This is a genomic window from Actinomycetospora aeridis (assembly GCF_037400275.1).
GTDB lineage: Bacteria > Actinomycetota > Actinomycetes > Mycobacteriales > Pseudonocardiaceae > Actinomycetospora > Actinomycetospora aeridis.
On record NZ_JBBEGL010000013.1, the window covers coordinates 77159 to 89088 of the forward strand.

General features: G+C 75.5%; 10 protein-coding genes. 7 read left to right on the forward strand and 3 right to left on the reverse strand.

Annotated features, from left to right (window positions below; all coding sequences use genetic code 11):
* The first annotated feature begins 16 nt into the window (after positions 1 to 16).
* Both miaB and WCD41_RS28665 read left to right on the forward strand, forming a co-directional pair.
* Positions 17 to 1534: a tRNA (N6-isopentenyl adenosine(37)-C2)-methylthiotransferase MiaB gene (gene miaB, locus WCD41_RS28660; protein WP_337718656.1), complete on the forward strand. Its 1518-nt coding sequence runs from the start codon at positions 17 to 19 to the stop codon at positions 1532 to 1534.
* Positions 1535 to 2032: an Rv2732c family membrane protein gene (locus WCD41_RS28665; protein ID WP_337718657.1), complete on the forward strand. Its 498-nt coding sequence runs from the start codon at positions 1535 to 1537 to the stop codon at positions 2030 to 2032.
* Positions 2033 to 2039: 7 nt separating this feature from the next.
* Here the strand turns inward: WCD41_RS28665 and WCD41_RS28670 are convergent, their stop codons facing one another.
* On the reverse strand, positions 2040 to 3443 hold the full coding sequence (locus tag WCD41_RS28670) for a DUF349 domain-containing protein (RefSeq protein ID WP_337718658.1): 1404 nt from the start codon (positions 3441 to 3443) through the stop codon (positions 2040 to 2042).
* A gap of 127 nt (positions 3444 to 3570) precedes the next feature.
* On the opposite strand from WCD41_RS28670, the gene miaA reads away from it, so the two are divergent.
* Complete coding sequence (gene miaA, locus WCD41_RS28675; RefSeq protein WP_337718659.1) at positions 3571 to 4530, forward strand: tRNA (adenosine(37)-N6)-dimethylallyltransferase MiaA; 960 nt, start codon at positions 3571 to 3573, stop codon at positions 4528 to 4530.
* A 44-nt stretch (positions 4531 to 4574) separates the two neighbouring features.
* Here the strand turns inward: miaA and WCD41_RS28680 are convergent, their stop codons facing one another.
* Together WCD41_RS28680 and WCD41_RS28685 are read right to left on the reverse strand one after the other, a co-directional pair.
* Positions 4575 to 6524: an MFS transporter gene (locus tag WCD41_RS28680; RefSeq protein ID WP_337718660.1), complete on the reverse strand. Its 1950-nt coding sequence runs from the start codon at positions 6522 to 6524 to the stop codon at positions 4575 to 4577.
* Between the two features lie 57 nt (positions 6525 to 6581).
* A complete protein-coding gene (locus WCD41_RS28685; protein WP_337718661.1) occupies positions 6582 to 7184 on the reverse strand; it encodes an acyl-CoA-like ligand-binding transcription factor in 603 nt (200 codons plus the stop codon).
* Positions 7185 to 7299: 115 nt separating this feature from the next.
* Here WCD41_RS28685 and dapF point away from each other — a divergent pair, with 115 nt between their 5' ends.
* From dapF to WCD41_RS28705, 4 genes are all read left to right on the forward strand, one after another.
* Entirely contained in the window at positions 7300 to 8139 is an 840-nt protein-coding gene (gene dapF, locus WCD41_RS28690) for a diaminopimelate epimerase (protein WP_373695214.1), read from the forward strand.
* 51 nt (positions 8140 to 8190) lie between these two features.
* Entirely contained in the window at positions 8191 to 9708 is a 1518-nt protein-coding gene (gene hflX / locus WCD41_RS28695; RefSeq protein ID WP_337718662.1) for a GTPase HflX, read from the forward strand.
* 62 nt (positions 9709 to 9770) lie between these two features.
* Positions 9771 to 10760, forward strand: coding sequence for an NHL repeat-containing protein (locus tag WCD41_RS28700; protein ID WP_337718663.1), 990 nt, complete (start codon positions 9771 to 9773; stop codon positions 10758 to 10760).
* Positions 10761 to 10872: 112 nt separating this feature from the next.
* Positions 10873 to 11754 (forward strand): LysR family transcriptional regulator, encoded by an 882-nt coding sequence (locus tag WCD41_RS28705; protein ID WP_337718664.1) that lies wholly within the window; start codon positions 10873 to 10875, stop codon positions 11752 to 11754.
* Positions 11755 to 11930 lie beyond the last annotated feature (176 nt).

The window sequence follows — 11930 nt, forward strand, 5'->3', positions numbered from 1 at the left end:
CCTACCCTGGGCGATGATGACCGCTGTCCCGTCCGCCGCGACCTTCCACATCCGCACCCACGGGTGCCAGATGAACGTGCACGACTCGGAGCGCCTCGCGGGCGTGCTCGAGGAGGCCGGCTACGAGCACACCGACGACGCCGACGGCGCCGACCTCGTCGTGTTCAACACCTGCGCGGTGCGCGAGAACGCCGACAACAAGCTCTACGGCCAGCTCGGCAACCTCGCGCCGCGCAAGGCCGAGCGGCCCGGGATGCAGATCGCGGTCGGCGGGTGCCTCGCGCAGAAGGACCGCGAGTCCGTCGTGCGCCGGGCGCCGTGGGTCGACGTCGTGTTCGGCACCCACAACACGGGCTCGCTGCCGGCGCTGCTCGAGCGCGCCCGCCACAACGGCGAGGCCCAGGTCGAGATCCTCGAGGCGCTCGAGACCTTCCCGTCGCACCTGCCCGCGCGCCGCGACTCCGCGTTCGCGGGCTGGGTGTCGATCTCGGTGGGCTGCAACAACACGTGCACCTTCTGCATCGTGCCCTCGCTGCGCGGCAAGGAGGTCGACCGGCGGCCGGGGGAGATCCTCGCCGAGGTCGAGGCGCTGGTCGCCGAGGGCGTGCTCGAGGTGACGCTGCTCGGCCAGAACGTCAACGCCTACGGCGTCTCGTTCGACGACCGTGCGAGCGGGCGCACCGCGTTCGCCGACCTCCTGCGCGCTTGCGGGCGGGTCGAGGGCCTCGAGCGGGTGCGCTTCACCAGCCCGCACCCGCGCGACTTCACCTCCGACGTCATCACCGCGATGGCCGAGACGCCGAACGTCTGCCCCCAGCTGCACATGCCGCTGCAGTCCGGGTCGGACCGGGTGCTCAGGGCGATGCGCCGCTCGTACCGGGCGAAGCGCTACCTCGACATCGTCTCCGACGTGCGGAACGCGATGCCCGATGCGGCGCTGACCACCGACATCATCGTCGGCTTCCCCGGCGAGACCGAGGAGGACTTCGCCGAGACGCTGCGGGTCGTCGAGGCCTCGCGGTTCTCCCAGGCCTTCACGTTCCAGTACTCACCGCGCCCGGGCACGCCCGCGGCGACGCTGCCCGACCAGGTGCCGAAGGCGGTCGTGCAGGAGCGCTACGACCGGCTGGTCGCCCTCCAGGACGAGATCTCCCTGGAGCTCAACCGGGAGCAGGTCGGGCGCGACCTCGAGCTGATCGTCTCCACCGGCGAGGGCCGCAAGGACACCGTGACCCGGCGGATGAGCGGACGCGCCCGCGACGGGCGGCTCGTGCACTTCACGCCGACCGGGACGGTCGAGGAGATCCGCCCCGGCGACGTCGTCACCGTGCGCGCCACCTACGGCGCGCCCCACCACGTCGTCGCCGACGGTGACGTCCTGACCCACCGCCGCACCCGCGCCGGCGACGCCCACGCGGCGGGGCAGCGGCCGACGACGCCGCGCACCACCGGGCTGGGCCTGCCGACGCTCGGCCCGCCCGCCGCGGTCCCCGAGCCGGTCGCGGCCTGCGGCCCGGCGCTGACGGAGGTCTGAGTGACCGACAACCACACCGACAACCACACCGACAACCACGCCGACAGCCATACCGACGGGGACACCGACGCCCCCCGCTCGCCCGCCGCACCCGCCGCCGCGCCCGGCAAGGTCGACTTCGGGGCCGGCGCGCTCGTCGCCGCCGTCGCCGTGCTCGTGCTCCTGCTCGCCGCGGTGCTGCCGTGGACCGGGCTGGGCGCCTCGGGCTGGGAGGTCGTCCTGGGCCGGCCGGGGGTCACGGGGCTCCCGCGGCTGTTCGGCACGCTCGCCGTGGTGTTCGGCGTGGTCGGCACCGCCGTCACGCTGCTCACCGCCCGCTGGCCCGCCGTGTTCGTCACGGCGGCCGGGTGCACGATCACGTCGGTGACCGGGCTGTGGGCGATCTGGTCGCAGAACACCAGCGCCGGCACCGGGCCGGGCGTCGGGCTCTGGCTCGCGCTGCTCGCGATGATCGTGCTCGCCGCCCGCTGGGCGAGCTACGCGTTCTCCCGCCGGTAGGACCGCCTCAGCGCGTCGCGTCCTCCGCGGCGGCGAGCCACTGCCGCCACTGCGCGGCCTGCCGCTCGGCCTCCTCGGCACGGCGGCGGTCGCCGGCGGCGTGGGCCTTCGCCGCCTGGGCCTCGAACTGCTCGACGCGGGCGCGGAACTGCCCGACCCGGGCCTCGGTCTCGGGGTCGGCGGCCTGCCACCGGCGGTCGACGGCGGCGCGCACCCGGTCCTCGACCTCCTTGAGGCGCGTCGAGAACTCCCGGACCCGCTCCCGCGGCACCTTGCCGATCGCGTCCCAGCGTTCCTGCACGTCGCGCAGCGCGGCGCGGGCGGCGTCGACGTCGGCGAGGTCGATGCGGCCCGCCTCCGCGAGCAGCTCCTCCTTGGCCCGGGCGTTGTCGGCGAACTCGGCGTCGCGGGCCGAGAACGTCTCGGAGCGCCGGGAGAAGAACGTGTCCTGGGCGCCGCGGAACCGGGCCCACAGGGCGTCGTCGGCGTCCTTGCTGGTGCGCCCGGCGGCCTTCCACTCGGCCATGAGCTCCTTGTAGCGCCCGGCCGTCGGACCCCAGTCGGTGGAGTCCGTGAGCGACTCGGCCTCGACGACGAGCTCCTCCTTGCGCGCCTTCGCGGCCGTGCGGGCGCGGTCGAGCTCGGCGAAGTGGGCCCCGCGGCGGCGGGCGAAGGTCTCGCGGGCGCGGGAGAAGCGCTTCCACAGCGCGTCGTCGGTCTTGCGGTCGATCCCCTTGACCGCCTTCCACTCCTCGATCATCGCCTGGAAGCGGTCGCCGGCGTGCTTCCAGCGCGTCGTCTCCTCGGCGAGGCCCTCCGCCTCGGCGATGAGCGCCTCCTTGCGGGCGACGGCGTCGTCGCGGGCACCGGCCCGGGCCGCGCGGTCGGCCTCCTCGGCCCCCTCCGCGGCGCTGACGACGGCGTCGAGGCGCTGGCCGAGCCCGGTGACGTCCCCGACGACCGGGGCGTCCACGAGACGCTCGCGCAGCGAGGTGGCGCTGCGCAGGATCGCGCGGGCCTCGCCGCGGCCGCCGGTCAGACGGCGGACGAGCAGGTCGACCTCGGTGCGCAGGTCGTCGAAACGCACCGCGAAGTGCGCGAGGCCCTCGTCGGCGTCGCCCGCCTGCCACGACCCGACCGCGCGCTCGCCGTCGGGACCGGTGACCCACACCGTGCCGTCGCCGTCCACCCGGCCCCAGCGGGCAGGGTCGGCGGCCGCCGACGTCACCGCCGGGAACGAGGGCGCGGCGGCGGGGGGACCCGGGGTCGGCACGACCGGGTGGGCCGGGGCGGTCTCGACGTCCGCGCCGTCACCGGGACGGGTGCCGTCGGGCGTGGCCCCGTCGGTGATGCCGGTGGCCCCGGCGGTCCCGGCGGCGCCGGTCACCTCCGCGGCCTGCTCGTCGGTCATCGGCCCCGACACCTCCAGCTCCTACGGTTCGGGCATTCAAGCAGGTCCGCCGAGCGCGCAGGAACTCCCTTCCCCCTCGCTCACTCCCCGGCGACGGGTCCGGGCCCGTCTGGGATCCTGGGGCGCGATGACGTCCTCGACGGGTCGAGCTCCCCGCTCCGTCTCCCGCCCGATCGCCCTTGTCGGCCCCACGGCGACCGGGAAGTCCGACCTCGCGCTCGCGATCGCCCGGGAGCTCGCGCGGCACGGAGGCGGCGCCGAGGTCGTCAACGCCGACGCGATGCAGCTCTACCGGGGCATGGACATCGGCACCGCGAAGCTCCCGCCCGACGCCCGTGACGGCGTGCCGCACCACCTGCTCGACGTCCTCGACGTCACCGACACCGCGACGGTCGCCGCCTACCAGCGCGACGCCCGCGCCGCGGTCGACGCGATCCGCGCCCGGGGGCGCGTGCCGCTGATCGTCGGCGGGTCCGGCCTCTACGTGCAGGCGGTGCTCGACGACCTCGAGTTCCCCGGCACCGACCCCGCCCTGCGGGCCCGTCTCGACGCCGAGCTCGCCGAGGTCGGCGCGGCGGCGATGCACGCGCGCCTCGCCGCCCGCGACCCCGACGCGGCCGGCGGGATCCTCGCGAGCAACGGGCGCCGCATCGTGCGGGCCCTCGAGGTCGTCGAGCTCACCGGGCGGCCGTTCGCCGCGAGCCTGCCCCGGCCGGGGGCACCGCGCCACGACGCGCTGCTCGTCGGCCTCGACCGCGACACCGCGGTGCTCGACGAGCGCATCGCCGAGCGTGTCGACGGGATGCTGGCCGCGGGGCTGCTCGACGAGGTCCGCCGGCTCGTCGCGCGGGGCCTGCGGGACGGGGCGACCGCGTGGCGGGCCGTCGGCTACCGCGAGGTGATCGAGCACCTCGACGGCACGATCGACCTCGACGAGGCGCGCCGTCGCACGGTCGTCGCCACCCGCCGGTTGGTACGCCGGCAACGCTCGTGGTTCCGCCGCGACGACCGGGTCGCCTGGCTCGACGCCGCCGCGCCCGACCTCGTCGCCATGGTCCTGGGGCGTTGGGCCGAACGTCGCATGTGAGCGAAATTCCCGGCTATCGCCGGGAATTTCGCTCACATGGGGTGCTACCGCTCGGCTCCCAGGGAGACGGTCGGGGCGTCGAGCGCCTCGGGCCGGGCGTGGCGCCCGGTGTCCGCCGTGGTCAGCGCGATGTCGCGGTGCTGCGGTCCGGTGGCCCCGCCCAGCGCCTCGACGTGCGGGTTGCCCTGCCACTGCACGACCAGCAGGTGCGGACGCCCGGGGACCGCGTCGACGCTGTAGGCGCCCTCCCGGTCGGCGACCGCCCGGCCGAGCTGGCGCCCGTCGGCGTCGACGACCGTCAGGACGGCGTACGGCGCGGGCTCGCCGCCATGGCGGACCGTGCCCCGCAGGGTCGGCCGGCGCAGCCGCACCGTGTCGGCGCCCGTCGCGCCGGTCTCCGTCTCGGTGACGGCCGGGAGCGCGGGGGGCTCGGTCTCCTCGATGTCGATCGTGTGCCGCAGCGGCACCTCGCGCAGGAACAGGATCGCGATCAGCGCGATCAGCGCCAGCGGCGCGGCGACGAGGAAGAGCAGGCCGATCGAGTCGCCGTAGGCGTTCTCGATGACCGTGCGGATCGGCGCCGGCAGGGTCGCGAGGTTCGGGATCTGCCCGCCCGACGAGCCGGTCGCCGAGGCCGGGATGCCGAGGTTCGCCAGGCCCGAGGTGATCGAGCTCGAGACGTGCGAGCTGAGCAGCGCGCCGAGCGCGGCGACACCGGCGGCGCCGCCGAGCGAGCGGAAGAACGCGACCGTCGAGCTGGCGGCGCCCATCTCGCTCATCGCGACCTGGTTCTGCACCGCGAGCACGAGGTTCTGCTGGGTGGCACCGACGCCGACGCCGACCATCGCCATGAACACCGCGAGCAGCGGGTAGGGCACGGTCGCGCTGACGAACAGGCCCTCGCCGAGCAGACCCAGCGTGAGCAGGATGCCGCCGCCCACCAGGTAGGGCTTCCAGCGCCCGTAGCGGGTGATCAGCTGGCCGACGATCGTCGAGGCGAGGAAGAGCCCCGCGATCATCGGCAGCGTCAGCAGCCCGGCCTCGGTGGCCGAGGCGCCGCGGGCGAGCTGGAAGAACTGGGACAGGTAGACCGTCGAGCCGAACATCGCGACGCCGACGAACAGGCCGGCGATCGTCGCGAGCGCCACCGTCGGGTTGCGGAACAGGTGCAGCGGGACGATCGGCTCGCGGACCTTCGACTCGACCACCACGGCGAGCACGAGCGCGAGGATGCCGCCGCCGACCCAGGCCACCGAGGCCCAGGAGCCCCAGGCGAACTGGTGCCCGGCCAGCGAGGTCCAGATGAGCAGCGCGGAGACGCCGGCGGCGATGAGGACCGCGCCGAGGTAGTCGATGTGCACCTCGCGCTTGACCGTCGGCACGGTCAGGGTGCGCTGCAGGACGACGAGCGCGACGACGGCGATCGGAACGGTGACGTAGAAGCACCAGCGCCAGCCGATGGTGTCGACGATGACGCCGCCGATGAGCGGGCCGCCGACCGTGGCCACCGCCATGATCGCGCCGAGGTAGCCGGAGTACCGGCCGCGCTCGCGCGGCGGGATGATCGCGGCGATCACGACCTGGGCCAGCGCCATGAGCCCGCCCATGCCGAGGCCCTGGATGACGCGGAAGCCGATGAGCATGCCGGTGCTCGTGGTGAGCCCGCAGAGCATCGACCCGGCGATGAACATCGTGATCGCGATCTGGACGAGCAGCTTCTTCGAGAAGAGGTCGGCGAGCTTGCCCCAGATCGGGGTGGACGCCGTCATCGCGAGCAGCGAGGCGGTGACCACCCAGGTGTACTGCGCCTGGGTCCCGCCGAGGTCGGCGAGGATCCGGGGCAGCGCGTTGGACACGATCGTCGACGACAGGATCGCGACGAACAGGGCCATGAGCAGGCCCGAGAGGGCCACCAGCACGTGGCGGGTGGCGGGGGGTTCGGCGCCGTTCGCGGTCGAGCCGGGAGCGGGCGGCGTCGTCGCCGGTGCGGACATCAGGGTTCTCCGGGAGGGGAGCGCAGGGGTGGTGGACGTGCTGGGGGACGTCGCCGCTCAGGGCGCCCGCGACGGCGGGGACTGCAGGCCGACGGCGAGGAGGTCGATCACCTGGTCGACCACGCCGACGAGGTCGCCGTCCCCGTCGGACTCGAGCCAGCGGGTGGTGGCCACGCGCATCGCGGACATGACCGCCGCGGCGGTGACCGCCGGGTAGAGGTCCCGCGGACCGAGGCCCGTGCGGTCGGCGATGATCCCGGTGAGGTGCGCCTCGGCGGCGGCGTAGGCCGCGAGCTGCTGGGGCACGAGCGAGGGCTCGGACTTCACGAGGCGGACCTGGGCGATCCACTCCCGCGAGCGCGGGGCGTCGACCACCATCTCGCGCATCACCGCGCGCACCGACTCGAGCACGGGCTCGCCCGCGGGGCGCTCGGCGAGGCGCTCGGCCGTGTCGCGGGCCCGCTCGACGTCGGCCGCGACGACCGCCTCCTCCTTCGACGAGAAGTAGTTGAAGAAGGTGCGCGGCGAGACGTCGGCGGCCTCGGCGATCTGCTCGACGGTCACCTCGGCGAGGCCGTGGGTCACCGCGAGCTCGAGGGCGGCCGCGCCGAGCGCCCGCCGCGTCTTGAGCTTCTTGCGCTCGCGCAGTCCCGTGGTCACGCCGATTACTGTAGGCCGATCTTGCAGTCTGTGCAGATTTGCGGACTGAGATGTTTTGCACGTCACGACGAAGTGCAGCCGACGCACGTCGAGGAGCGTCGATAGGCTGGACGACGTGGAGTTCGTCAAGGGACACGGGACCGAGAACGACTTCGTGGTCCTCCCCGACGCCGACGGCTCGCTCGACCTGGACGCCGGCGAGGGCCACCTCGTGCGGGCCCTGTGCCACCGCCGCCGCGGGATCGGCGCCGACGGGGTGCTGCGTGTGGTGCGCACCGACGCGCCGGTCGCGGTCGCGGCCGGGGTCGACGGCAGCGAGGCCACCTGGTTCATGGACTACCGCAACGCCGACGGCTCGCTCGCGGAGATGTGCGGCAACGGCGTGCGGGTCTTCGCCCGGTACCTGGTCGACGCGGGCCTCGTCGCCCCCGGCACCCACCCGGTCGCCACGCGCGCGGGCACGCGCTGGGTCACCGTCGACCGCACCGGCCCGGTCACCGTCGACATGGGGCCCGCCGTGCTCGGGCCCGCGTCGACGACCGTCGTCGACGGGGTCGAGCTCACCGGCGTCGCCGTCGACGTCGGCAACCCGCACCTGGCCTGCGTCACCGGCACGGCGCTCGACGCCCTCGACCTCGCGACGCCGCCCGCCTACGACCGGTCGCTGTTCCCCCACGGCGTGAACGTCGAGGTCCTCACGCCGCTCGCCGACGGCGCGGTGCGCCTGCGCGTGCACGAGCGCGGCTCGGGGGAGACCCGTTCCTGCGGCACGGGCACGGTCGCCGGGGCCGTCGCGGCGCTGGAGGCGGCCGGGCGGCACACGGGCACCGTCACCGTGCACACCCCCGGCGGCACGCTGCTCGTCGGCGTCGACGGGGCCACGACGACCCTGACCGGCCCGGCCGAGCTGGTCGCGCACGGCACGTGGGGTGCGGCGGTCCCCGCGGGTGTCTGACCCGCTGACGGTGGTTTTCGCGTTGCCCCTCGTGGAACCATGGATGGCAACATGACAGAACCCGCAGCGCAGGACCCCCGCCCGTTCACCCCGACCCGTGCGTCGGGCCGCTCCAGCGACATCCGGCTCGACCCGTCGGCCGAGCCCGACGAGCCGGTCGGCGAGCCCACGGGCGGCGCCCTCGACCTCGAGGAGCGCACCTCGCTGCGCCGGGTCCCCGGGCTCACCGGGTCGTCCACCGAGCTCACCGACGTCACCGAGGTCGAGTACCGCCAGCTGCGCCTCGAGCGCGTGGTGCTCATCGGCGTGTGGACCGAGGGCACGTCCCGCGAGGCCGAGGCGTCGCTCACCGAGCTCGCCCGCCTCGCCGAGACCGCGGGCTCCGAGGTGCTCGACGGCCTCATCCAACGCCGCCAGACGCCCGACCCCGGCACCTTCGTCGGTTCCGGCAAGGTGGTCGAGCTGCGCGAGACGGTCCAGGCCACCGGCGCCGACACCGTCATCTGCGACGGCGAGCTCTCGCCCGGGCAGCTGCGCAACCTCGAGGAGAAGCTCAAGGTCAAGGTCGTCGACCGGACGGCGCTGATCCTCGACATCTTCGCCCAGCACGCGCGCTCCCGGGAGGGCAAGGCGCAGGTCGAGCTGGCACAGCTGCGCTACTTCCTGCCGCGGCTGCGCGGCTGGGGCGAGTCGCTGTCCCGGCAGGGCGGTGGCGCCGGCGGTGGCGGCGGCGCGGGGGGCGGCGGCGTCGGCACCCGCGGGCCCGGTGAGACGAAGCTCGAGACCGACCGCCGCCGCATCCACCGGCGCATCTCCAAGCTGCGCGGCGAGATCGAGGCGATGTCGACGGTCCGCGACACCAAGCGCGGCGGGCGCCGCCGCAACGCCGTGCCCTCGGTGGCGATCGCCGGCTACACCAACGCGGGCAAGTCGAGCCTGCTCAACGCGATCACCGACGCCGGGGTGCTGGTGCAGGACGCGCTGTTCGCGACCCTCGACCCGACCACCCGCCGCTGGGAGACCGAGGACGGGCGCGAGGTCACGCTCACCGACACCGTCGGCTTCGTGCGCCACCTGCCCCACCAGCTCGTCGACGCGTTCCGCTCGACGCTGGAGGAGGTCGCCGAGGCGGACCTGCTGCTCCACGTCGTCGACGGCTCCGACCCGTCGGCGCAGGACCAGATCGCCGCGGTCCGCGAGGTCATCGCGGACCTCGACGCACCGGCGCCGCCGGAGCTCCTCGTCGTCAACAAGGTGGACGCCGCCGAGCCGATGGCGCTCGCGGAGCTGCGCGGGGCCCTGCCCGGCGCGGTGTTCGTCTCCGCGCGCACCGGCGAGGGCCTGAAGCGGCTCACCGCGCGCCTCGCCGAGGAGCTGCCGCACCCCGACGTCGAGCTCGAGGTGCTGCTGCCCTACACCGAGGGCGCGCTCGTGGCCCGGGCCCACGGCGAGGGCGAGGTGCTCGCCGAGCGCCACACCGCCGAGGGCACCGCGCTGCACGCCCGTGTGTCCGAGGAGCTGGCGGCGTCGCTGCGCGCCGCGGCGGTCGACCCCGCGCGCGTGCCCTGAGCGGGAGACGAAGCGCAGCGGGAGCTCGACCACCGAGACGGCTCGCGCTCGTCCTGCTGGTCGTGGGTGGCCTGCTCGTGCCGGGCGTGGCGTGGGCCGGCCCGCAGGAGCGCTGCACCCTCGACGACCCGCGCCTGGCCGAGACGTCGGGGCTGGTCGTGGCGGCCGACGGTCTCGGCGGCGCGTACGAGGTCGTCAACGACAGCGGGAACCCGAGCACCGTCTACCGGCTCGACGACACCTGCGCGGTGGACGGCGAGATCGAGGTGCCCCGGCAGGGCCGCGACGTCGAGGACCTCGCGCGCGGGCCCGACGGCACGCTCTGGCTCGCCGACGTCGGCGACAACGACCGGCAGCGCAGCACCGTGGCGATCCTGCGGGTCTCGCCCGCGGGGGAGGAGACGGTCACCCGGTTCACCTACCCGGACGGGGCGCACGACGCCGAGTCGCTGCTGGTGCCCGGCGACGGGCGCCCGGTGATCGTCACCAAGGACCTGGGCGGGCGCAGCGGGGTGTACGTGGCCGACGCGCCCGCGGGTGACGGGGACCGGGGCACGCTGCGCCGGGCCGGCGAGGTCGTCGTGCCCGGCGAGGCGATCACGTCCCTCGGTGCCGGCTCCTACACCGGCGGCGCGATCTCCGCGGACGGGCGCGTCGTCGCCCTGCGCACCTACGCCGACGCCTGGCTCTACCTCGCCCCGGGCGGCAGCGCGACCGCCGACGACGTCGTGGCCGCGCTGGCCGGGATGCCGGTGCGGGTCCCGCTGCCGGGCGAGGTGCAGGGCGAGGCGCTGGCCTTCGCGCCGGACGGGACGCTGCTCGCGACGGGGGAGACGCCCGAGGGCGGGCCCCCGGCGCCGCTGCACGCGGTGCCCGGGGCGACGGGGCTGGTGGGGTCGTCCGCGACGTCGCCGGCGCCCGCTCCGGTCGCCGATCCGGACCGCGCCGGCCTCCCGGAGCCGCTCGCGACCATCGGCGTGGTCCTGGCCGTCGCGGCGGGCGTCTTCGCGCTCGTCGCCGTCGTGGCGGTCGCGCGCCGGCGCCGGGGCTGACCTCGCTCCGCCCCGGGCCTTCCGCAGCGAACGGGCTGTTCGCTGCTTCTATGCGTCGGAAGTCCGCGTTCGCTCCACCGATGTGGCTCCGCTGCGGCCGTAGGCTGCCGGCGTGCGCTACGACCTGCTCGACCTACGGCTCTTCCGGACCGTCGTCGCCGAGGGGTCGATCACCGCGGGGGCGGCCCGCCTGCACCTCAGCCTCCCGTCCGCGAGCGCGCGCGTCCGCGCGCTCGAGCACCACGCCGGCGTCGAGCTGCTCGTGCGCGGGCGACGCGGGGTGCGCCCGACGCCGGCGGGCAGCGCGCTCGCGCGCCACGCCGGGGAGGTGCTCGACGACCTCGGGCGCCTCGAGGGCGCGGTCGCGGGGTACCGGCGCCCGGCGGGCACCCCGGTGACCCTGCTGGCGGGGAGCTCGGCGATGCGCCGGCTGGTGCCCCGCGCGCTCGTGGACTTCCTCGTCGCCCACCCGGACGTCGACGTCGTCACCCGCGAGCGGCGCAGCGCCGACACCGTCCGGATGCTCGCCGACGGCGAGGCCGACCTCGGGGTGGTCGTCGTCGACGCCCGCGACGACCCGCCGCGCCCCGAGGACCGCCTCACCGACGACTCGCTGGTCGTGGTCGGTCCGCCCGGCGGCGCCCCCGGGGGCCGCGCGGCCATGACGTTCGCCGAGGCCGCCGAGCACCCCCTGGTCGGCCTCGAGCCCGACGCCCCGCTCGCGCAGACCCTCGAGGCCAACCTCGGCGAGCACGCGCCGGTGCCCCGCCACCGCGGGCGCGCGGTGGACCTCGGCACCGTCGTCGACCTGGCCGCGGCCGGGGTCGGGCTCGCGGTCGTCCCGCGCCACGTCGTCGACCCTGCGCGCGGCCTCGCGGTGTGCGAACTGGCCGAGCCGTTCGCGCGCCGGACCCTGGTCCTGCGCCGTGGCGCCCGCCCGGCGCCCGGTGTCGACGAGCTCGCCGAGCACCTCCGCCGCGCTGCCTCTGTCTGAGGCAGAGGCTGGCTCTCGGGATCGCGCATGGTGCCGGCGGGCGCGCCAGGTCAGGCTCGGGCCGTGGAACCGGCCCTGCACCGTGCGCTCCCCGCGCTGCTCGTCCCGCTGGTGCTCGTCGGCGGGCTCGTCGCGTCCCGTGGCGGCGCGGCCGAGCGCTTCTGGGGCCTCGGCAT

What these genes read in the sequence shown, in the direction of transcription:
- miaB (WP_337718656.1), top strand. Translation starts at nt 17, where the DNA reads ATGACCGCTGTCCCGTCCGCCGCGACCTTCCACATCCGCACCCACGGG.
- WCD41_RS28670 (WP_337718658.1), bottom strand. Translation starts at nt 3,443, where the DNA reads ATGACCGACGAGCAGGCCGCGGAGGTGACCGGCGCCGCCGGGACCGCC.
- miaA (WP_337718659.1), top strand. Translation starts at nt 3,571, where the DNA reads ATGACGTCCTCGACGGGTCGAGCTCCCCGCTCCGTCTCCCGCCCGATC.
- WCD41_RS28680 (WP_337718660.1), bottom strand. Translation starts at nt 6,524, where the DNA reads ATGTCCGCACCGGCGACGACGCCGCCCGCTCCCGGCTCGACCGCGAAC.
- hflX (WP_337718662.1), top strand. Translation starts at nt 8,191, where the DNA reads ATGACAGAACCCGCAGCGCAGGACCCCCGCCCGTTCACCCCGACCCGT.